This window comes from Sorangium sp. So ce363 (assembly GCF_051520435.1).
Lineage (GTDB): Bacteria > Myxococcota_A > Polyangia > Polyangiales > Polyangiaceae > Sorangium > Sorangium cellulosum_B.
The window spans coordinates 11,039,446-11,060,152 of sequence record NZ_CP150333.1 but is presented as its reverse complement, the minus strand read 5'-3'; the positions used below and the strand labels follow the sequence as shown (position 1 = coordinate 11,060,152).

The window sequence follows — 20,707 nt, the reverse complement described above, 5'->3', positions numbered from 1 at the left end:
CCGCTACATCCCGAACCAGGGACCCGGGTCGATCACCTCGGCGCCGCGCCTCAGCTCGAAGTAGAGGTTCGCGCCGTTCGGTCCGCTCGCGACCGTGCCCACCCGCGCCCCGCCCGGGAGCTGATCGCCGGCGCGCACGTCCGCGGCGCCGAGGTTCGCGTACACCGAGTAGAGCCGCTCGCCGTGATCGACGATCACGGTGAGCCCGTAGTCCGCGTACGTGTCGGCGAAGGCCACCCGCCCCGCGGCCACGCTGCGGACCGGCGCTCCGTCCAGCGCGGTGAGCTCGACGCCAGGGCCGCCGGCGCCGCGGCGCGACACCTTGCGCACCTCCGCGCGGCCGGCGATCGGGAAGGGGAGCCGCCCCATGAGCGAGCGGAAGCCGGCGCGGCGATCGAGCTCGGCGGGCCCGGTGTCCGCGCCGTAGATCGCGAGGTAGTCGGGGCGCACGCTCGTCTCGAACGCGCGCGAGAACGCGGCGCGGCGCTCCTCCTCCTGGGCCAGCGCGACCCGGGCGCGGTTCATCGCCTCGCGGTGCACCTCGAGGGGCGCGCGCTCCGCTCCGAGGTGCGTGAGCCGGTCCGCGAGCTCGGCGCTGCGCCGGGTCAGCTCCGCCTCGCGGGCGAGGTCGCGCTCGAGGGCGAGCCGGGTGCGCTCCACGCGGGCGGCGTGGTCCACCAGCGCGTCGAACCCGCCGCCCACCGGGAGGAAGCCGGCGCGGACGTGGCGGTAGTACGCGCGCCCGCGCGCGATCATCCGGCGGCGGGTGAGCTCCAGCGCGGGGCCGATCGCGTCGAGCTCCGCGCGCAGCGCCTTCTCCTCGGCGTCGAGCTTCGCGAGCAGGCGATCGAGATCGTTCTCGGCCAGCGCGGAGCCCGGGCGCGCCGCCGGGGCCGGGGCCCTGGCCGCCCAGGCGGACGTGGGCGCCGGGGCGCCCGGCGCCGGCACCTCGGCGCCGCTCGTCGCGGCGCCGGTGAGGAGCGCCAGCGCGAGCGGCGCGAGCCGGGCGCGGCGCCTCACACGGCCACCATCTTGCGCAGCGTGAGCAGCGCGGTCGTGGCGCCGAGCGCGGCCCCGAGGGTGACCATCCCGAACGCGACCTCCCACGGCAGGAACGACGGCGAGACGCCGAGCAGGTTGGCGAGCTCGTGATCGAAGCGGCCGCGCACCATCATGAACAGGGCGCCCAGCACGAGCAGCGCGCCGGCCGCGCCGGCGGCGCCCTGCGTGGCGCCCTCGACGATGAACGGCCGGCGCACGAAGCCGTCGGTCGCGCCGACCAGCTTCAGCACCTCGACCTCGATCTTCCGGCGATGCAAGAGCAGGCGCATCGTCGAGCCGATGACGCTCACGACGGCGCAGAGGACGATCGCGGCGAGGCACGCGCTCGCGGCGACGCCGCCGCTGAGGAGGGACGACAGCCGCTCCGTCCAGCGCTGGTACGTCTCCACCGTGTCCACGGCCGGCAGGGCGCGCAGCTTCACCGTCATCGAGGCGAGCGCCTCGTCGGAGACCTCCTCGGTGAAGCCGACCTCGAGCGACGCGGGGAACGCGCTCGGCGGAAGCGCGGCGAGGGCCTTGTCGCCGTCGTCGTGCACCACCTCGCGGCGCGCCTCGGCGCTCGTCACGAGCCGCACCTTCTTGACGCCCTCGGTGCCCTCGAGCGCGCGGGTGAGCTCTGCGGTCTGCGCCTCGGTCGCGCTGTCGCGCAGGTAGACCGTGGCGCGGCCGGCGCGCGACCAGCGATCGCGCACCGCCACGAGGTTCGTGACCACGAGGAGGGCCGACGCGAGGCAGACGAACGCGACCGCGAGCGAGAAGATCGACAGCGCCTGCAGCCGCCAATCGCTCCTCCCTGCCCGCCAGGTGCGAAGCCATCTCCGCCGATCGTCACGCTCGCTGGTCTGCATCCGGTTCCCTCTATCCGTCTCGTGAGGCGGAGCCCTCGGCGCTACGCCGCGCCGCGCACGCCGCTATCCATCTCGTCCTCGTCGCCGTCCGCGAGCTCGCCGCCGGACCCGAGGCCGTGCGGTACGTCGGTCGCCTTCCCGTCGTCGAGCACGACCACGCGCCGGGGGCGCACGTCGAGCAGCGTCCGATCGTGCGTCGCGAACAGGACGGTCGTGCCGGTCTCGTGGATGTCCTCGAACAGGCCGAGCAGATCGATCGCGAGCTGCGGGTCGAGGTTGCCGGTCGGCTCGTCCGCGAGGATCAGCGTCGGCTCTCCGACGATCGCCCGCGCGATCGAGACGCGCTGCTGCTCGCCGCCGCTCAGCACCTGCGCTCGGTCGCCGCCGCGCCCCGCCAGGCCGACGCGCTCGAGCGCCTCGCCGACCCGGGTCCGGAGCAGGCGCGACGGGAGGCCGAGCACCTCCAGCGCGATGGCCACGTTGTCGAACACGGTCCAGCTCGGGACCAGCTTGAAATCCTGGAAGACGAAGCCGATGTTGCGCCGGAGCGCGGGGATCGACGCGTCGGTCAGGCGCGCGATGTCCCGGCCGAGGAAGAGGATCCGGCCGTCGTCGACGCGCTCGGTGCGGTGCACGAGCCGGAGGAGCGTGCTCTTGCCCGAGCCGCTCGGGCCCGTGATGAACACGAACTCGCCGCGCTCGATCGAGAGCGACATCCCGCGCAGCACCGGCTGATCGGCGCGGTACGACTTGTAGACGTCCTCGAAGACGAGGATCGGCCGGCGCGCGGCGGACGCGTCGTAGCGGTGGCCGGGCCGGAGCGCCGGACGAAATGAGCCTTGCAGAGGGGGCGCCGCCATCGGAGCCTTCACCTATCAGCCTGCTCGCACACGGAAAACTTTTCGGCCGACGCTCGGGCGAGCGCCCTCTGCGGGTCGCCTTTTTCGGCCTCCCGCTGGCGGCGTTGCTGCTCCACGGCGACGGTCACGACATCGCCCTCGCCGCGATCAGCCGCGCCGACGCGGTGGGGCTCCGCCGGGCCCGCCGGCTCTTCGGCTCGCGCCTCCTGCTGCGTCCCGACGTCGAGCGCCCGGAGCTCGCGTCGCGCATCGAGGCGCTCGCGCCCGATCTCCTGGTGAGCTGGTTCTGGACCACGCGCTTGCCGATGTCGCTCGTGAGGGCGGCGCGGTTCGGCGGGATCGGCGTGCACCCCTCGCTGCTCCCTCGTCATCGCGGGCCGGACCCCACGTACTGGGCGATCGCCTCGGGGGACGCCGAGAGCGGCGTCACGGCGCACCGGATCGAGGCGGAGTACGACACCGGCGACATCCTGGAACAGGAGAGGCTCCCCATCGATCCGGGGTGGACCGCGTGGCAGCTCGCCCGGGCGCTCGACCGGCCGAGCCTCCGGGTCCTGCGGCGCACGGTCGACCGGTTCGCGCGCGGCGAGGAGGTGGCGGGCGTCGCCCAGGATCCGGCGCTCGCGACGCAGGCACCTGCGCCGGACGACGAGGCGTGCGCCATCTGCTGGTCCTGGCCGACGGAGCGCGTCCTCCGGCACGTCCGCGCCCTCGCGCCGGCTCCGGGCGCGTGGACCGAGATCGAGGGCGCCTGCGTCATCGTCCTGCGGGCCGCGCCGGCGGCGAGCTTCCCCGAAGCGCTTGCGCCCGGCGAGGCGGTGGTCGAGGGCGGGATGGTCCTGGTGCGGACCGGCGACACGGCCGTCGCGCTGCTGGAGGGGGAGATCGACGGAGAGCCGGCGTCGGTGGGTGAGCTCGCGGCCCTCGTGGCGTCGGGGGCGTCGCGCGGGTGACCGCCGGCAGGGGGGCGCTTGGCGGCCGGCCGCGTCGCCGGCGGGGCCGCCTGGCCGGCTCGCGGCCATCGAATCCTGAACCTATGGGCGCGCGACCGCGTAGGATGCGCCCTTCGGAGGATTCATGTCGGAACCCGCGCAGCTTGCGAAAAGCGCCCGCGAACTGCTCGCCGCGGCGCTCAATGCGCTCCAATCGAACGGGGGGGTGTCGCCTGAGATCGAGGCGCTCGCCGAGCCGATAGCGCAGGCGATGGGCATCATGCACCGCATCGAGCGCTCCGGGGGTCAGGCCCTCGATGGCAGCGAGATCGCGCTCGGCCATGTGCGTGACGTCCTGAACCGTCTGCAGAGGATCACCGCGGCCGATCCGGTGGTGGACGTGCTGATGGAGCACGTCGCCTCCTCGCTGAGCAAGGTCAACGCGCTGAGCAGGGCGCAGGTCGCTGGCGCCTCCGCGCAGGCGCGTGCGCCCGTAGCGGCGGCCGCGCCAGCGCCGGTAGCGCCTGCGCCCGTAGCGGTGGCCGCGCCAGCGCCGGTAGCGCCAGCGCCCGTAGCGGTGGCCGCGCCAGCGCCGGTTGCGCGTGCGCCCGTAGCGGTGGCCGCGCCAGCGCCGGTAGCGCCAGCGCCTGTAGCGGTGGCCGCGCCAGCGCCGGTTGCGCCTGTGCCCGCGCCAGCGCCGTTCGCGCCTGCACCTGCAGCGGTGGCCGCGCCAGCGCCGTTCGCGCCTGTGCCCGCGGTGGCCGTGTCTGCGCCCCTCCAGCACACGCTCCCTTCGCCGCAGCAGCCGGGGCGTGCGCCGGCGCCCCCCTCGCCCGCTTACCCCGCCGCGTCGCACCCGGTTGCGGACCCACGCGGCGCGCCGCCGCCCCAGGCCGTGCCGCAGCCCGTCGACCACCGCATGCACGCGGCGGTCGTCGATGTCGAGCTCGGCGCTCTGACACCGTCGAATTTTTACAAGGGACTGGCAGGCAACGACGTCATCGAGCACGGGGGCATCTTCGTCGCGACCTACAAGATCCCGCCGACGGGCTCCGTCGTGACCCTGCGTGTCCGCCTGCCTGGCAACTACGAGTTCACCGCGCAGGCCGCGGTCCGGTGGACGCGCGAGGCAGGCGGCTCGAGGGACTCGGCCGAGCCAGGCTTCGGCGCCCGGATCACGCAGATCTCGGCGGAGGGCCGGCAGCTCGTGTCCCGGTTCACGCGCAACAGGGAGCCGCTCTTCTACGACGACCTCTGAGGTCGCCACGCCGCCTCGATCGTGGTGAACTCTTCTCCCGCGCGCGCCGGCTCGCGAGCGAGCCGGCCGCTCCACCGCGCAGCGTCCGTCCTCTCCGCCGTCGCCCTCGCGGCGCTGCTGCTCCTCGCGCCGCGGCCGGCCCGGGCGACGGGCGATCCCGATCTCGCCTTCTGGACGTTCGAGACCGCCCACTTCCGCGTGCACCATCCGCAGGGCCTCGAGCCCATCGCGGCGCGCATCGCCTCGCTCGCCGAGACGATCTACGGGCGCGTCGAGGATGCGCTCGGCTACGCCCCGAAGGGCCGCACGGAGATCCTGATCACCGACGACTCCGAGATAGCGAACGGGTCGGCCGGCACGCTCCCCTTCAACTCGATCCACCTCCTCGCATCCGGTCCGGACGACCTGTCGACGCTCGGCGACTACGACGACTGGTACCTCGATCTCCTCACGCACGAGTTCACGCACATCGCGCACATCGATAACACCTCGGGGATCCCGGCGATCCTGAACGCGATCGTGGGCAAGACGTTCTCGCCGAACCAGGTGCAGCCGCGGTGGATCATCGAGGGGCTCGCCGTGGTGAGCGAGAGCCACCACTCGAGTGGTGGCCGGATGCGCTCGAGCATGTTCGACATGTACCTGCGCGCCGACGTGCTCGAGGACAACATCGCGGGGCTCGATCAGATCTCGAGCTCCGCGTTCCGCTGGCCTCAAGGGAACCTCTGGTATCTCTACGGATCGAGGTTCCTGGGCTGGATCATCGACGTCTACGGGCCCAACACGATGCGCGCCGTCTCCGCCGACTACGGGGCGTCGCTCCTCCCGTGGGGGATCAACCGCGCCATCCGCCGCGTGACCGGCAGGACCTACGTCGAGCTGTACGAGGGCTGGAAGGACCACCTCCGCCGGCTCTACAGAGAGCAGATGGCGGCCGTCGAGGCGCGCGGGCTCCGCGAGGGCGCGCGGCTCACCTACCACGGGCGCACCGTGCTCTACCCGCGGTTCGTCCCGCCCGCCGCGCGCCGGACCGCTGCAGACGAGATCGTCTACTTCCGCGACGACGGCGGGGAGCGCCCCGGTATCTACCGCGTCCCCCTCGCCGCGCCCGCGCCCGGGAGCGAGCGCCACGAAGCGCTGGTCGCGCGCACCAACGCGCCCTCGCGACCGGCGTTCACGCCGGCAGGTGACCTGATCTTCACGGCGCTCCTGCCGTGGCGCAACCACTACTACCGAAACGATCTGGTCTTGCTCCCGCGCGGCGAGGCGGCGCCCGACGGCGACGAGCCCTGGCGGCGCCGGTTGACGCACGGCCTCCGATCCTCGGCCCCGGACGTCAGCCCGACCGGAGATCTCGTCGCCTTCTCCCTCAACAGCAAGGGCACCCGCTACCTGGAGATCGCGCGGCTCTCCAGGGATGGCGCCCTGTCCGAGCGGCGCGATCTCGTCCCGAGCGCCCGCTTCGAGCAGGCCTACTCCCCGTCGTTCTCGCCCGACGGCAAGCGCCTCGCGTACAGCGTCTGGACCGCGGGCGGCTATCGCGACATCCGCGTGGTGGACGTCGCCACCGGCAGCTTCCGACAGGTGACCCGCGATCGCGCGACCGACATGAGCCCCGTCTGGTCGCCCGACGGCGAGACGCTCTATTTCACCTCCGATCGCACCGGCATCCACAACGTCTACGCCCACGACGTCTCGTCCGGCGCGTTGCGCCAGGTCACGAACGTGAGACTCGGCGCCTTGCACCCGGCGATCAGCCCCGATGGCAAGACGCTTGTCTATGTTGGATATACCTCTCGAGGCCACGACCTCTTCGCCATGCCGCTCGATCCGACGCGCTTCCTCCCGGCGCCGCCGCCCCCGGGCGATCGCCCCGATCCCGCCACCGAGCCTTCGGCGGTGCGGCTCGAGCGCGTCCCTTACAACCCGCTTCCCACGCTCGCGCCGCGCGCGATCACGCTCGACTACGCGCCCGGGAGCTATGGCTCGAACGCGCTCACGGTGAGCGTGACCGGCACCGACATCGTCGGTCGCCACACGATCTTCGGCGAGCTCACCGTGCAGCCGGACGCGCCGGCCCCGAACGTCCTGCTCGGGTACAACTACGGCCGGCTGCCTGTCGACCTCGGCGTCCGCGCGTACCACAACATCTCGCCGCGCGGCGGCTACCGCCTCAACGGCCGAAACGTCGTCTACGACGAGCGAACGATCGGGATCTCCGCGGGCATCAGCTATCCGATCCGCGGCGAGTTCTCGCGGCATACCCTGAGCGCGTCGTTCGGCAGCGCCGCGTTCAAGGGGCAGCTCCCCATCGGCGACAAGCTCGACCCGTACGCGCCCCGGACCATCCTCCCGCCGCGGGGCACGCTGAACCTCGCGCACCTCGGCTACGCATTCTCGAACGCCGAGGGCTCGCTCGACGCCGCCGGCGCGCCGCGCGGGGTGTCGCTGAGCGCTGGGCTCGATTACGCCGGCCCGGAGACGGGCAGCAGCTATACGACCTACGCGTTCTCGACGGGCCTCACCGCCTACGTCGCCATGCCCTGGTCAGGCGATCACACCCTCGCGTTTCGCGTCGCCGGGGCGGTGTCTGGCGGCAACTTCCCCCGGGGCGCCAGCTATGGCGTGGGCGGGTACGATCTCGAGAACCTCACCCTCGTCGACACATTGCTCACCGGGGTCACGAATAGCGCGTTCACGCTCCGTGGCTACGCGCCGGGCGCGATGTTCGGCCGCTCCTATTTCTCGCAGACGTTCGAGTACCGCGTGCCCGTCCTGCAACCTGACCGCGGCCTCGTGACGCTGCCGATCTACCTGCGCCGGATCGACGCGAGCCTCTTCCTCGACCACGGCGGCGCATTCAACCGCTTCGAGATGGACGACCTCGCCCTCTTCACGCAGAAGAGCCTGCTCTACTCGCCCCAGCTGCACGCCTCGGTCGGCGGCGAGCTGTGGCTGAGCTTGAGCATCGGGTACGTCCTCTCCTCGCAGCTGCGCTTCGGGTACGCCCATGGCCTGAGCGATCTCGCGATCCCCGGCGGTCAGTTCTACTTCGTCGCGACGAACTCGTTCTGAGCGCCGCGCGCCTGCTGGAAATTTTGCCCGCGCCGACCCCTTCGCCCAGGGTGCTCGGCATGCGCCGCGTCCTCCTCGCCCTGAGCCTCTTGCCCCTCGCCAGCTGCGGCATCGCCCCGAGCACGTCGCAGCGCCTCACCGAAGCGGCGCTCGAGATGAACACGGCTGCCCGGTTCGGCCGCATGGATGTCGCGCTCGAGCGCGTCGGCTCGAACGCGCGCCAGGATTTCATGAATCGTCACGCCGGGTGGGGCACCCGCCTCCGGGTCGTCGACGTGGAGTTCGGCGGCTTCGAGATGACCCAGCGCGAGGAAGCCGAGGTCTACCTCGACGTCCTCTGGCTGCGGAACGACGAGGCCACGGTCCGCAGCACCCGGGTGGCGCAGCGCTGGCGCGACGAACGGGGCCATTGGGAGCTTATCGGCGAGGAGCGAAGGGAGGGCGACACTGGGCTCCTCGGCGAGCCCCCGCCCAAGGAGCCCCAGCCCACGCAGAATGGGGCTGGCGATTCGGCGAGCGCGACCGGCATGGGTCGGCAGCCCGGCCTGAGCCTCCACACGCGAGTGATTCGCGACGAGTGAGCGCCGCCGCTGCGAGGTGCGCGGCCGCGCGCCGGGGGGCGCGCCGGGCCGAGCACAACGCCGGCGTGCGAGGCCTGGGTGAGCGACGGGATCGCAACAGCGCGGCGATGCGACGGGTGGCGCGTGGTGCGCGGCCGATCGACCGCGCCTCGTGCCCCATCAAGCAGCCGGCGAAGGGCTCGCAGGAGCGGCGCTCTTGGGAGCGCGGGGCTTCTTGGCCTTGCCAGCGACCTCCGTCGGGGCCTTCGCCAGCTTGCTGCGCTTGGCGCGCTCCTTCTTGGCAGCCTGCGCCTTGCGGCGCCTCATCTTCATCGACTGGCGGCGATCGCGCTTGCCCATCTGCTTCAATCTCCTCACGGTCGGGGGCGCGGCATCATGACGACAGCTCGCCAGGCGAGCCCCATCCTGCACCGGTGGATGGCCTACCGCGGGGCCCCTCAAAGGGAGCGGGACTGTGCCCAAGAGCGAATGGAAGCGCAAGGGGCAATGCGCGCGGAGATGCAGTTCTCGTGCTAGACGAGTGTGCAGTGCATCGCGCCGCCGTGAGGCGTTGACCTCCGCCTCCCCGCCTCCGGTCGCGTGGTCACATCAGAGGCGCGCGCTCGTTCTGAAGGATCCGAAGAATCGGCGCCGCCTGGGTCGCACCTGGCAGGGCTCAGCCGCCGACCGCGCCGTCCAGCGCGACTTCGCGGCCGCGCACCTCGAGGCGGTACCGGGAGTTCACGGTCTCTATGTAGAAGACTTCGCGCCCGGCGAGGCGCAACACGCGCTTGACCGGCGTCGTGACATATTCATGCATTCCGTCGGAGAACTCGATGACGATGACCGAGCCTTTCCGTGGTGCACGGACGAGCCGGCCAACGACTGCGCGTGATCCCCGGCCGAGCTTGCGGAGCACAACCTGCACAACAGAGATGCTAGCACGCGGATCTCGGCCGAGCACAAGCTGCACAAGCAGCACCTCTCGCAACTAGGTCCCACCCTGGCCCAGGGTGTCCGGCTGCATCGGAGCGGTCCGGACCTTCGCGCCGCGGACGGCGAGCCGGCGGGAGGGGTCGCCCCCCCGGGCGGAAAGTTTCCATGAATCGATCGCCGCCGCGGCGTGTACGATGAGCCTGCACACCTGTCGGCCACCAGGCAGGCACACCGGTCCGTGACGCACCGTCATCGCCGGATCCTGTTGAGGGCGGAAATCACGACGAACGATTTCGGCCTTACGGAGGCCTCGTGAAGGTTGCGTGGTGGTCTCCCTGACGGGCCGACAATGCGCTGGCGTCGTCGGCCGAGGGAACCTCGCCGGGGGCACGGTGCCGCGTTCAGGTGCATCTGCGCAGCGCGGCGCCGCGATCGGCCTGGCGCGCTGCGGCTCGGCGGCTCGTCAGCCCCGCGTCAGCGGCGGAGCGCTGTCGCGCCTGTCCGGTTGTTCGGATCGCTCACGCCGGGCGCGCCCTTGTCGGCGAAGTAGGTGCGGAGCATGTCGCATGCGACGTTCGTCGCCTTCACCCGCCATTTCGCGCCGTTGGCGACCATCACGGAGATGGCGACCTCGGGCTTGCGGCTCGGCGCGAACCCGACGAACCAGGTGTAGAAGGGCCCCTCGGGCGTCGGCTTCGTGAGCGTCCCCGTCTTGCCCGCGACGCGGATATCCGGGAGGTAGGGGCGGCCGTTGCGATCATGGAACGAACGGTAGCTCGTGCCGTTATCCACCGTCGCCTCCATCATCGCGGTCACCGCGTTGGCCGTGCTCTCGTCCATCACCCGCTTGAGCACCTGGCGCTCGCTCGGGCCCTGGTAGATGTCGCCGATCTCGTCCTTGACGCTCGACACGACGTGGAGCCGGATCATCTCGCCGCCATTGGCGAGCGTGGTCGCCAGGTTCGCCCCCTGGAACGGCGACAGCGTCGTGTTCCAGAAGCCCGCCGCGGTCCGCGCGAAGCCGAGATCGTCTTCCGGGAGCGCGATCGTGCTCGTCGCGACCTTCACGTCGAACGGCGTGTCCTGACCCCAGCCGAGCTTCTCGGCCACGGCGCCGAGCTTCTCGCGGTCGAGGTTCTTCGCGGCGAGCCGCGCGAACACCGTGTTGATGCTCCGGCCCATCGCCTGCGCGAGCGTCGCGCAGTACTTGTCGCGGCGCTTGTTGTCGACCATGTCCGCCGGCCGGATCGAGTGCTCGCCGCCCGAATAACACTGCTTGGTGTTCGGGCTCAGGCCCGCCTCGACGAGGGCGGTGCCGGTCACGACCTTGAAGACGCTCGCCGACGGCGCGGTGGCCTCTGCAGCGACGTCGTGCATCGCCCCCTCGTTCACGTAGCTCGCCCAGACCAGCACCTTCCCGGTGCGGATATCGGTCATGACGACCGCGCCCTCCGGGACCTGGCCTGCCCGCAGGAAGCCGAGCGCCGCCCGCTGGTACATCGGGTCGATGGTCAGCTCCGCGACGCGGTCGCCGTGCGCCGGCGCCGTGGGCGGGGTCCTCCGGTCGTCGATGCGCGTCAGATCGAGGTCCGTGAGCGGCGGCGGCGTCACGGTCCGCGTGATCGTCGGGCCCCCGGCGGTCGTCTTCTTGGCGAGCAGCCCCCCGAGCTGGACGTCGTGCTCGCGCAGCATGGGGAGGGTCACAGCCACGAGCCCCACGGCTGCACCGACGGCGATCCACTGACGCATGTCGCGCATGGCCCGACGGGTACCCCGCCGCGCTGTCCTGGGCCAAAATTGAGGCGCGCGACCTCGCCGGCGGGGCTCCCGCGCTGCCGGCGCGCCGCGCGCCGCGGATCGTTGGAGGACAAAAGGATGAGGGGCGCGGCCGGGACGCCGGCCGCGGCGGGGCGAGGGCGCGTCAGAATGACATGCTGAGCCTGGCGCCGAGCTCGTGCAGCGCATGCGCGTCCGGATCGGCGGGCGTCACCGTATTGCCGGGCACCCGGAGGAGGTTCTCGCTGGAGCCGCTGCCGGGCGTCAGGTAGGCGCTGTAATTCACGCCGAGCCGTATGTTTTTCGTGTACCAGTAGTTCGCGGCGAGGCCGATCTGCATGACGTTGAGGTCGGTGCCCGGCCCTCCCTCGGCGCCCGGCGTCTTCTCGTCGTACGCACCCCCGCGGGACGCGCCGTCGTACGTCGCGTTGATCCCCGCGAGGAGCGCCGCCACCTCGAGCCCCGACTTCGGCTTCTCGAGCTCCTTCGACAGATCGACCTTCGTGGGGCGCGGGCTGAACCCTGGATCGCCGCTGACGAAGGCGTCGCCGACCGGCCACGCCGAGAGCTGCACGTACCAGCCGAGCCCCTTCACCTGCCCGAGCCGTTCGGTGTTGGTGAGCTGAAAGCCCTCCACCGCCTCGCGCGTCTCGTTCGCGACGTAGTACGCCTCGGCCCGGAGCTCGACCATCTTGATGGGCAGCCGGAGCTCGCCGCCGATCGCGGCCTGCGAGGCCGACGGGATGACGTGGATCGGGCGCTTCAGCGAGTCCGTGTAGCCGGCGCCCCAGAGCGTGTAGCCCTGCGCCGTCCTGATGGGCGCATAGTCGTAGCCCACGTACTCCTGGTCGCGGTCGCCGTAGCGCGCGCTGACGCCGATCTGCGCCTTCGCGAGCAACCCCTTCTTGTCGCTGGCGAACGGGCGCGCGACCACGCGGCCGATGAAATCGAACTGGCTGTCGACGCCCGGCCGGTTCTGCCCGTCGCCGCCGACCATGCTGACGCCGTAGACGACCATCCTGTCGGCGACGTCGCCCCAGATCGTCAGGCCGATGTCCTTGCCCTCGGGGTAGGCGAAGCTCCGGGTCGCGATGTTGCGCTCCATGAACGTCGTGCTGTTGTCGCTCGTCTGGTTATCCATCGAGAAGAACGCCTGGTGTTGCCCGAACAGGAAGTTGAGCGCGGGCATGACCGAGTAGTTGATCCAGGCGTCGGCGAGCACGGCGTTCGCGGTGGTGCTCTCGACGGGCGCGAAGCGCGCGCTCTCGGCCGTCGGCGTTTGCCCGGCCGCAGCGGCGGCGTTCTCGGTCCGGCCGTTGGCGTTCGCGAGCCCCTGGCCGCCGAAGTCGACGTCGACATCGAAGGAAAACCTCTTCAGGAACTCGCCGGCCACCTCGAGCCGCGCGCGGCGGATGAAGAGGCGCGGCTTGAGCGCGCTCCCACCGCTCGCCGCCGACACGTCCGACACGCCGGCGCCGAAGCTGCTGGCGAAGTCGAAGTTCAGCCTCCCCTTCGGGTAGAGCCGGAAGGTGTCGTTCGCGTCCCGGAGGAAGAAGCCGCCGTGCCAGCCGGCGAGCGGCTGCCGCTCTTCTTTCACGATGGCGGCACCGGCGGTCGGCGCGAACACCTGCGCAGGCGGAGGAGGCGGCGGCTCGGCGGTCGATGCCGCTCCAGGGGGCGGGGGCGGCGGCAGCTGCTCTGCGGGCGGCGCCGCGTCGGGCGGCGGTGCGGGCGTCGGAGCGGCAGCGGCAGCGGGCGGAACCGCGCCGGCAGGAGCCGCCGGGGCAGCGGCCGGAGGCGGCGGCGGGGCAGGTTGCGCTGGGCCCTGGGGTCCAGGCTGTGCTAGCGCCGAAAGGCCCGACAGCGTAACAGTCATGCCCAGCAGCGCCGATGTAGCTAACCTCATGCAGTTCTCCCTGTGTGCGGCTCGCCCGCTCGCCGGATCTCGCATGCACTGCGACGCGAAATTATGACCAGGACGTTACGATTCTGTGTAGGCCATACGGCGAGCGAGCGCGACATTCGAGCGAGAGGTGAGCCGCGTCAAGGTCCTGCTCATGGAGTGGCGGCACGTGCCGGCGACGGAGCGCCGGGGCAGAGGCGGGGAAGGATCACGGGATGACGACCAGCGTGCGGATCACGGCGGATGTCGAGGTGCTCGACAACAGCACCTTGGTGGCCCTCGCCGGGCCGGGGAACGAGCATCTCAAGCTCATCGCGCGCACTCTTGGCATCGAGTCGGGCGTTCGAGGCAACACGATCCGGCTCGCCGGGGACGCCGACAAGGTCGCGCTCGCCGAGCGGTGCCTGGCAGAGGCCGCGCAGATGTTGAGGAGCGGCGTGGTCCTCGATCCCCAGGACTACGTGCGCGGAGTGCAGGCGCTCCGGGACGACCCGGGGATGACCTTGCGGGAGCTGTTCGAGGACGTCGTCCTCATCTCGGCGCGCCGCCGGCCTATCTCGGCGAAGGGGCTGGCGCAGAAGCGCTACATCCAGGCGATCCGATCGCACGACATGACGTTCGGCATCGGGCCGGCGGGGACGGGCAAGACCTACCTCGCGATGGCCATGGCGGTGCACGCGCTGCTCGAGCGCCGCGTGAAGCGGATCATCCTGACCCGTCCTGCCGTCGAGGCGGGAGAGCGGCTCGGCTTCCTCCCCGGCGATCTCGCCGAGAAGGTGAATCCTTACCTGCGCCCGCTCTACGACGCGCTCCATGACATGATGGATGCGGACAAGGCGCAAGGCCTCGTGACGCGCGGTCAGATCGAGGTCGCGCCGCTGGCCTTCATGCGCGGCCGCACGCTCAACGATTGCTTCGTCATCCTCGACGAGGCGCAGAACGCGACGAGCGACCAGATGCGCATGTTCCTCACCCGCCTCGGCTACGCCTCCCGCGCCGTGGTGACGGGCGACGTCACGCAGGTCGATCTCCCGCACGGCGCGCGCAGCGGCCTCGCGGAGGCGCGCGAGCTGCTCGCGGGGATCGAGGGGATTGCGATCTGCTCGTTCACCGAGGTCGACGTCGTGCGCCACCCGCTCGTACAGCGGATCATCGTGGCGTACGAGCAACGGGACGCCGAGGTGGCACGCCAGCGCGAGGAGCGGCGGGCGGAGGCGGGTCGCGGCGGCGCGCGCGGCAGTGCAGCGGGAGAGGCCGGGGCTGCGCCGCAGGAGCCGCAGGGCCGCGCGCCAGCAGGCGAGCCGGGAGGAGCCGGCGCAGCGAGCTGACGCGCGACGCAGCCGGGCGAGACGCCGGCGTCGACGTCTCGCTCGGCTGCGCTGATCATTTCTTCTTCAGCTCGATGGGGGACTCGCGCACCAGGAGGGCATCGGGCCCGGTCACCCGGATCCTGCCGTGGATGACGTTCTCCTTCAGCTCGCCGACCAGGACGCCGGTCATCGCGTTCGGCGCGCGCGGATCGTCGGGGAAGACCGATGCGCGGACCATGCCGTCCTCGACCTTTCCCACGAGCGTCGCGTCGCCGAGCGCTCCCTTCGCGGTGCCCTTCAGCTCACCGCTCGGCTCGATGGTCAGCGTCACCGTCCCAGGGCCGGTGACCTGCTTCCCGTCGTCCTTCTGGCGCGCGGCGTCCTTGACCTTCGGGGGCATCACGACGCTGCCTTTCTTGGCGTCGTAGCGCCCCTCCCATGTCCCTTGCCAAGCGGGCGTGCCCTTCGGCTCGCCCGCGTCTCCCGGCGCGCTTGCGCTCGGGGGCTCTGCGGCGGCCGAGCTGGCCGCGGGCGGCGCGAGCCCCGCGCTCGGCTGAGGCGGCGGGGGCGCGGGCCGCTCCGGCTCGCTCGGGCGAGGCGGGCCCTCCTCGCATGCCGCGAGGACGATGGCGAAGGACAGGAAGAGCGCGGGGGCAACGCCGCGCGCCCGGCGAGCTCGTGTTCCGATGGCGTTCACGTGGACGCTTTTATTACGAGCCGGGCTGGCCGTCGCGTCGATTTGACGTGCCCGCGCCGCGGCCCGGACCAGCGCGCGGCGCCCGCGGATCAGGAGGCCCTGCGGAACGCGAGGGTCCAGTGCCGGTCGCTCGTCATCTGCGCGCATTCGGGGGGAATCCGGAGCGAGCGCAGCACCTCACGCACCTCGTCGAGCGAGAGCGCCGCGCGCAGCGACGCGTCGAAGAGGGCTCGCTGGTACGCGGTGTCGTTCGCTGCGTACATGTCGACGAGGGCGGCGATCGACGCCTCGTCTTCCGGACGGACCAGGTCCCGCACGAACAGGAGCCCGCCGGGCTGGAGGACGCGGAGCATCTCGCGCAGCACCTGCGCTGGCTCCGGGACGTGGTGGACGATGCTGTTCGAGAGCACGGCTGAAAATGTCTCATCCGGTTCGGGCAGCGCCTTGGCATCCACGAGCGCGAGCGCGATGGCCTCGGTGAGCCCGGCCTGCTCGACATGGCGGCGCCCGAGTTCGAGCATCGCCGCGGAGAGATCGATCGCCTTGATCCGCGCGGCGGGGGCGCGCCTGCAAAGCTCGATGGGCAACAGGCACGTCCCTGTGCCGACGTCGAGGGCGTATGCGAGACCGGGGTTGTGGGAGAGGAGCGCGTCGCAGAACGCCGTGTTCACGGCGGCGTGGTCCATGCTGTCGTAGGCCCGCGCGTCCTCGTCGGTATCCATGACCTCTGGCTCGAGCACGCGCACCAGTGACATGCGCGCATCCTTCTCCGCGGCCGAAGCGCGTGTCAACCGATTGTCGGCGGCTGGTCAATCTCGGCCGCCGGTCGGACGGAGGTCGAGCGTGGGCGGGGTGGATCCTGGGCGTCGTAGATATGGACAGGAAGGCGTTTGAAGAAGTCGAGACGGAGCCGGCCGGCTCCCCGCCTCGTCCTCCTCCCATTGGCGCAGGCGCCAATGTCGTAGAGGACGTGCCCTCGGGGCGGACGCGCGGACTCGCGCTCGCGAGCGCGGGGGCCGAAGGCTGAGCTCTCTCGGAAAAACTCGATCGGAGAGGCCGAAGACGACGATGAGCGCGCCTCCGCGCTCCGCTATGTAACGAGGTGTCTTGCGGGATGAGCCTGAGCCGCGCGTACACACCGGTCCGCCGGACACGACGGCCCTCAGGCGCCTACCCAGCGGGAGCCGCGGGCGGCGGCCGCGCGCGTGATGTTGAGAGCGGCACTGCGGGCCCGAGCGCGCCTCCGGCGGCGAGACCGGCGCAGAGTCGTCATTTCGAAGAGCTCGGCGGGTTGGCGCGCGATCGGGCCGTCAGCGTGGGTCCGCGAAATCCCCGGCGTGATGAGCGGATGTCGTGTCGAGAGCTCGACCCGGACTCCCCGCCCCGCCGGCGCTCATAGCGAAGCGTCCGTGCTGCGCCCCACCCGCCGAGCGGGGCATCCTATCACGCCTCCGCATAGGTCAGTCGTGCGCCCGGGGCGTGCAATGTAGCCACGCGCCGGCCGCCTGTGTGGGGTCGCCAGGCGGTCGCACCCTGCGTGAGGCGCTTCAATGATTGGGGGCGGGGAGGCTCGCGCCGGGTCGCTGCACCTCGCGGATGTGCGCGCGCCCGCATTGCCGCCCGTGACGGGCGCGGCCCCGAGGCGCGGGGTTGCTCGGTTCTCGGACGGTGCTTACCTGACCAGACCCGAGCACCCGAGACACGCAATGCCGCGGTGCATCGTCAAGGGGGCCGAGAGAGGATTGGCGCGGCCTCGAGGCCGTCCTGCGCGGGGGAGGGGTCTCGGCCATCAATCGACGCTGGCGGGGGTTTCATCGCTCGGCGCCTGTCGAGCAAAGCAGCCCAGCCGTTCGGGGCCGTCCCGTCCAATGAGCTCTCCGATTGAGCCCGCCCGCAGCGCCTATTGAAAGAAAAGACGGCCCTCTATCCTCAATTCGCTTGACCAGGCAAGTGGCAACGGCATAGTCGTATCCAACCGCCGAGCTGGATTCGGCGACGAGGGAGAGCACATGGCAACGGACGCCTTTTCACAGCAGATTGTAAACCTCGTGCGGAAAATGCCGGACGAGGCGATCCTCGCGCTCGTCAAGAATCAGCTGGGCGCCGTGACAGGGGAAGCGCCGTTGGTTCCTCCTGCGGCGCCGCGCCGCAGCCGCGCGCGCGCCCGCGCTGCTGGAGCGGTCCAGTCCAAAACGTCTTCCGTCGCGGCCAAGCGCGGCGCCGCGCCGAAGCGTCGGCCTGGTCGCCCGCGCAAGTCGCCGGCCGCCTCGGCGGAGCGTCAGGAGACGCTGGATGCCGTCGAGCGCGTCGTCAAAGCGAGCTCTGGCGTCAGCGCGAGCGAGGTGGCGAAGCAGGCGGGTATCCCGCAGACCCGCGCCGCCGCCGCGCTGAAGGAGCTGAAGCTGGAGAAGCGGATTTTCCAAGGCGGCGACCGTCGCTTCGCCCGCTATGCAGGCGACGCGAAGACCGCCGAGCAGGCGAGCGCGAACGCGCGCAAGACCGCGGCTGGGCCTGCGCCCGTCGTGAAGAAGCCGAGCGTCAAGGGGCGCAAGCGCGTCGCTCCGGCTGCCGCTCCTCCGAAGTAGGTCTGGGGACCACCGCGCACGTCAGCATCAGATGGGATGCAAGCTGTGCTGACGCGCTGCGTTTGGAATGACTATCCCGTTCGAGACGGAGCTCAGGGCGGGCTCCAGGTGAGCCCGCCATCATCGGAGGCCGCGACGTACCAGCCGCGGCGCGATGTCCCGGTGACGTCCGCTTGGAGGAGCATCAAGAGTCGATTTCCGAACGAGAGGAGGGTTCCGAGCTCGATACGGCCGCGCTCGCCTGTGCCTTCGCCGATCATCCTGGGGACGTCGTAGATCTTGCCCACTTCCGGCGATAGCGCGATATAGAGCCCCCATCGCGCTGCCGCGCGGGAAGTCAGCACTGCGGTGACGCCTTCGCGTGTGGGCGCCAGGGCGATAGACCGTTCATGCGGCTCCAGCCAGGGGCGAAAGGGCGGTTTCTCGGCGATGACGCAGGTGCCTTGGAGGGTGCACGTCGCGAGCGTGGGCTCTCCGGTTGTGGGCGTCATGACTTCGACCATGATCCGGTCGGCTGCGCAGCCGACCGACGCTCCAGGCGGGGCTTTCGCCGGGAGCTTCAGCACGGCTGTCTGGGCAGCGGAGACGGCGACCACGGCGGTCTTGTCGGGCGGCTGAGGAACGAGCTGGATCGACCAGCCGGCGAAGTCGCATGCTGGTGTCGTGGAGAGCGCGGCGATAGCCGCTGGGTTCATCGCGAGTCCCTCGACGCTCTTCGGTGCGTCGAGCGGCTTCCCCGGCGCGGGGACGGGCCGCACGAGGAGGTTGCGCCCGCGCACCGACAGGAGCATCGGTGGGCGGCCATAAGGCACGGGCAGCGCTTGTTCCTGCGTGGGGAGCGGGACGGGAGGCACCGGCTGGGCGCCCGCCGGCCCCGCATAGACGAGGGTCGCGTGCCGAGGCTTGGGCTCCACGAGCAGCGCGGCGCTCTCGGCGGAGAGCACCGCGGGCACAGCGTTCACCAGCGGCCGCGCTCCGCGGCTCAGCGCGGGTAGCGTGACCGGTGAAGGCGCCGAGAGGTCGGTCGCCTCGAACGGCGCGAAGAAGAGACTCGGCGGGTCCAGCGCGGACGGCGTCCCTCGATTCCCGCGTGTCTCCGTCGGGAGAGCCGGGCCACGCGGACCGGTGGTGAGCACCGTGGCGCCGTCTCCGCCGACCGACCAGGTCGACCACCCCTCGCGGACGCGCCGCAGAGATCGCCAGGTCCGCCCTGCGTTTTCGGTCACGAGCGCGATCGCCTCGTTCTCGACCTCTCCTGTCACCACGGCTCGCCTCTCATCGAGCACGAACGCTCGTCGCCATCGGGTCGACGACGGCGCGAGCGCCGAATCGATGCCACGCGCCTGGCCAATGGCGGTGGTGAGCTCATCCGAGGACGCCGCGCCCGGGGGCGGCGGGACGGTGATGGGCGCTGCCTTTTCCTTCTTCCCGCAACCGAGCGCCAGGAGGGCCGTCAGGGCGGCAAGGGCGGTCGCGGCGGCACGGCGCCGCGTGGGCGCGCTCACTATGGAGTCGAGCATCGGCAATCTCTTCGCTGGTGTCGCCCTGGCTTGCTGCGCGGCGGCCCTGGCTTCTCCACGACTCGCACGCTCGCTCGCGCCGCGCCCGAGCCGTCTTGTCGGAGCGCCCGTGGCGTCACGGAAAGATGCGCGCGCGGCGACCGCCCTGTCTCCCCGCTGGATCGCCCCGAGCTCCGCGTTCGATTCGCGTCTGCCCCATAGCGGGCTGCGAGTTCGCGCGCTACAGGCTCATCCGCGTCGTTCGGCTCACTGCGGCGTACCTTCGTACGCCTCACTCGCCTGCCTAGCGGCTGAGCCCGTATCACACCAACCTGCACCCCCGCTATCGTGCCGGCCGCACGCCGCGCGGCCAGCACTAGTCGGCCTGCTCCGGATCCATGCAGCACCGGAAGCCCGTCGAGTAGTCGTGGTAGCCGAAGGAGTGGGCGGTCGTGGCATATTTGCAGCCCTCGCCGTTGCGCGTCGTGTCCATGAAATAGCCGCCACGGAAGGTGCCGCTCGGATCATCGACCCACTCGTGGAGGTTGCCTACCATGTCGAACACGCCGTAGGCGTTGGTGCATCCCGCGCGCTCGCCCGTCGGGAGCAGCGCCTGGGACAGCTGGTTGATGAGCGGGTTGTTCATCGCCGTCGTCCAGCGCTCCTCGGGCTTGATGTCGAGCAGCGCCGCGATCTCGGCGACGGGGTGAACCCGTCGCTCGTCATCGTTGCACGCGCCCTGCTGGCGGAGCGCGCCGTAGGGGAACGTCGTGTCGTCCGGCCCTCGGCAGGCGGTCACCCACTCCTCCGAGGTGCACAGGCGCTTGCCCGATGCCGCGCACGCCAGCTTGGCCTGCCGCCCGCTGATGTAGCCTTGGGGCATGACCCCCTGCCAGGACACGGCGCGGACGCGGCGCTCGTTCCCGTCAATCGGATCGTAAGGCGACCAGGGGCGCTCACCGCTGGGCGTCACCTCGACCAGAGCGCCCTCCCAGCGGTCGACGCACACGCGATCGTCGACGAGGGCCATCTCCGCGGGGCAGCGCGCGCTGGCCGTCGAGGAGGACATCGGGATGGCGCCGATCTCGGACTCCATCCCCGAGGCGAGCGTTGCGCTGTCCTTGACGGCAGCGAGCGCGCTCTCCTTGGCCTTGATGCGCCGTTCCGTCGGGACGGCGGCGGTCCCCTCGAGCGAGGCGCGCACCATCAGGCGCGGCGTGATCTGCTCCGCTGTCGTCGACCCCGGAGCACAGCCGGCCGACGCGACGAGCACGCCGAGCAGCGCTCCGCCGCGGAATGGACGCGCCCCCGGCGATCGCGGAACGGAGGCTGCCAGGCGCGGGCGGGAGGAGTCCTTGGCCACGGAGGAGCCGAGGATCCCTTCCCGCGATCTTTTTTGCAACCGA

At 71.4% G+C, this 20,707-nt stretch carries 17 protein-coding genes; 6 read left to right on the top strand and 11 right to left on the bottom strand.

The genetic code is table 11. The features are described 5' to 3' along the window. Positions 1-3: 3 nt before the first annotated feature. The 3 genes from WMF12_RS41650 to WMF12_RS41640 are packed head-to-tail and all read right to left on the bottom strand — an operon-like array spanning position 4 to position 2,770. Positions 4-1,020: a murein hydrolase activator EnvC family protein gene (locus WMF12_RS41650; RefSeq protein ID WP_437854214.1), complete on the bottom strand. Its 1,017-nt coding sequence runs from the start codon at positions 1,018-1,020 to the stop codon at positions 4-6. After that, positions 1,017-1,910 carry a cell division protein FtsX gene (locus WMF12_RS41645; RefSeq protein ID WP_437854212.1) on the bottom strand — a complete coding sequence of 298 codons (894 nt, stop codon included), beginning with the start codon at positions 1,908-1,910 and terminating at the stop codon, positions 1,017-1,019. Before WMF12_RS41645 ends, WMF12_RS41650 begins: the two co-directional genes overlap by 4 nt. A gap of 41 nt (positions 1,911-1,951) precedes the next feature. Then, on the bottom strand, positions 1,952-2,770 hold the full coding sequence (locus tag WMF12_RS41640) for a cell division ATP-binding protein FtsE (RefSeq protein ID WP_437854210.1): 819 nt from the start codon (positions 2,768-2,770) through the stop codon (positions 1,952-1,954). 104 nt (positions 2,771-2,874) lie between these two features. On the opposite strand from WMF12_RS41640, the gene WMF12_RS41635 reads away from it, so the two are divergent. The 4 genes from WMF12_RS41635 to WMF12_RS41620 all read left to right on the top strand — a co-directional run bounded on the left by WMF12_RS41635 (position 2,875) and on the right by WMF12_RS41620 (position 8,616). Continuing rightward, positions 2,875-3,723, top strand: a complete 849-nt coding sequence (locus tag WMF12_RS41635; protein WP_437854208.1) for a methionyl-tRNA formyltransferase — start codon at positions 2,875-2,877, stop codon at positions 3,721-3,723. Between the two features lie 205 nt (positions 3,724-3,928). Beyond that, positions 3,929-4,960, top strand: coding sequence for a hypothetical protein (locus tag WMF12_RS41630; RefSeq protein ID WP_437854206.1), 1,032 nt, complete (start codon positions 3,929-3,931; stop codon positions 4,958-4,960). 24 nt (positions 4,961-4,984) lie between these two features. Next, the gene (locus tag WMF12_RS41625; protein WP_437854204.1) at positions 4,985-8,035 is read left to right on the top strand and encodes a BamA/TamA family outer membrane protein; all 3,051 of its coding nucleotides are present in this window, start codon (positions 4,985-4,987) and stop codon (positions 8,033-8,035) included. 59 nt (positions 8,036-8,094) lie between these two features. After that, positions 8,095-8,616 carry a hypothetical protein gene (locus tag WMF12_RS41620; RefSeq protein ID WP_437742278.1) on the top strand — a complete coding sequence of 174 codons (522 nt, stop codon included), beginning with the start codon at positions 8,095-8,097 and terminating at the stop codon, positions 8,614-8,616. Positions 8,617-8,775: 159 nt separating this feature from the next. Here the strand turns inward: WMF12_RS41620 and WMF12_RS41615 are convergent, their stop codons facing one another. The 4 genes from WMF12_RS41615 to WMF12_RS41600 all read right to left on the bottom strand — a co-directional run bounded on the left by WMF12_RS41615 (position 8,776) and on the right by WMF12_RS41600 (position 12,904). Continuing rightward, positions 8,776-8,955: a hypothetical protein gene (locus tag WMF12_RS41615; protein WP_272102111.1), complete on the bottom strand. Its 180-nt coding sequence runs from the start codon at positions 8,953-8,955 to the stop codon at positions 8,776-8,778. A gap of 316 nt (positions 8,956-9,271) precedes the next feature. Next, positions 9,272-9,523: a hypothetical protein gene (locus WMF12_RS41610; RefSeq protein WP_129354294.1), complete on the bottom strand. Its 252-nt coding sequence runs from the start codon at positions 9,521-9,523 to the stop codon at positions 9,272-9,274. A 482-nt stretch (positions 9,524-10,005) separates the two neighbouring features. After that, the gene (locus WMF12_RS41605) at positions 10,006-11,289 is read right to left on the bottom strand and encodes a penicillin-binding transpeptidase domain-containing protein (RefSeq protein WP_437742277.1); all 1,284 of its coding nucleotides are present in this window, start codon (positions 11,287-11,289) and stop codon (positions 10,006-10,008) included. 163 nt (positions 11,290-11,452) lie between these two features. Next, entirely contained in the window at positions 11,453-12,904 is a 1,452-nt protein-coding gene (locus WMF12_RS41600; protein WP_437854202.1) for a porin, read from the bottom strand. A 521-nt stretch (positions 12,905-13,425) separates the two neighbouring features. On the opposite strand from WMF12_RS41600, the gene WMF12_RS41595 reads away from it, so the two are divergent. Beyond that, positions 13,426-14,538 (top strand): PhoH family protein, encoded by a 1,113-nt coding sequence (locus WMF12_RS41595; protein WP_437854200.1) that lies wholly within the window; start codon positions 13,426-13,428, stop codon positions 14,536-14,538. Positions 14,539-14,593: 55 nt separating this feature from the next. Here the strand turns inward: WMF12_RS41595 and WMF12_RS41590 are convergent, their stop codons facing one another. Together WMF12_RS41590 and WMF12_RS41585 are read right to left on the bottom strand one after the other, a co-directional pair. Continuing rightward, the gene (locus WMF12_RS41590; RefSeq protein WP_437854198.1) at positions 14,594-15,217 is read right to left on the bottom strand and encodes a hypothetical protein; all 624 of its coding nucleotides are present in this window, start codon (positions 15,215-15,217) and stop codon (positions 14,594-14,596) included. An 89-nt stretch (positions 15,218-15,306) separates the two neighbouring features. Continuing rightward, on the bottom strand, positions 15,307-15,972 hold the full coding sequence (locus tag WMF12_RS41585; protein WP_437854196.1) for a class I SAM-dependent methyltransferase: 666 nt from the start codon (positions 15,970-15,972) through the stop codon (positions 15,307-15,309). A 1,254-nt stretch (positions 15,973-17,226) separates the two neighbouring features. Between WMF12_RS41585 and WMF12_RS41580 the strand changes: the two genes are divergently transcribed. After that, positions 17,227-17,802 (top strand): hypothetical protein, encoded by a 576-nt coding sequence (locus tag WMF12_RS41580; protein ID WP_437712567.1) that lies wholly within the window; start codon positions 17,227-17,229, stop codon positions 17,800-17,802. Positions 17,803-17,894: 92 nt separating this feature from the next. Here WMF12_RS41580 and WMF12_RS41575 read toward each other — a convergent pair whose 3' ends face one another. Beyond that, complete coding sequence (locus WMF12_RS41575) at positions 17,895-18,746, bottom strand: hypothetical protein (protein WP_437854194.1); 852 nt, start codon at positions 18,744-18,746, stop codon at positions 17,895-17,897. 931 nt (positions 18,747-19,677) lie between these two features. Further along, positions 19,678-20,574 carry an SUMF1/EgtB/PvdO family nonheme iron enzyme gene (locus tag WMF12_RS41570; RefSeq protein ID WP_437854192.1) on the bottom strand — a complete coding sequence of 299 codons (897 nt, stop codon included), beginning with the start codon at positions 20,572-20,574 and terminating at the stop codon, positions 19,678-19,680. Between the last annotated feature and the right edge of the window lie 133 nt (positions 20,575-20,707).

Excerpts from the sequence above, each read along its gene's own strand:
- WMF12_RS41645 (WP_437854212.1), bottom strand. The coding sequence starts at position 1,910 with ATGCAGACCAGCGAGCGTGACGATCGGCGGAGATGGCTTCGCACCTGG.
- WMF12_RS41640 (WP_437854210.1), bottom strand. The coding sequence starts at position 2,770 with ATGGCGGCGCCCCCTCTGCAAGGCTCATTTCGTCCGGCGCTCCGGCCC.
- WMF12_RS41620 (WP_437742278.1), top strand. The coding sequence starts at position 8,095 with ATGCGCCGCGTCCTCCTCGCCCTGAGCCTCTTGCCCCTCGCCAGCTGC.
- WMF12_RS41615 (WP_272102111.1), bottom strand. The coding sequence starts at position 8,955 with ATGGGCAAGCGCGATCGCCGCCAGTCGATGAAGATGAGGCGCCGCAAG.
- WMF12_RS41605 (WP_437742277.1), bottom strand. The coding sequence starts at position 11,289 with ATGCGCGACATGCGTCAGTGGATCGCCGTCGGTGCAGCCGTGGGGCTC.
- WMF12_RS41595 (WP_437854200.1), top strand. The coding sequence starts at position 13,426 with ATGACGACCAGCGTGCGGATCACGGCGGATGTCGAGGTGCTCGACAAC.
- WMF12_RS41585 (WP_437854196.1), bottom strand. The coding sequence starts at position 15,972 with ATGTCACTGGTGCGCGTGCTCGAGCCAGAGGTCATGGATACCGACGAG.
- WMF12_RS41580 (WP_437712567.1), top strand. The coding sequence starts at position 17,227 with ATGGCAACGGACGCCTTTTCACAGCAGATTGTAAACCTCGTGCGGAAA.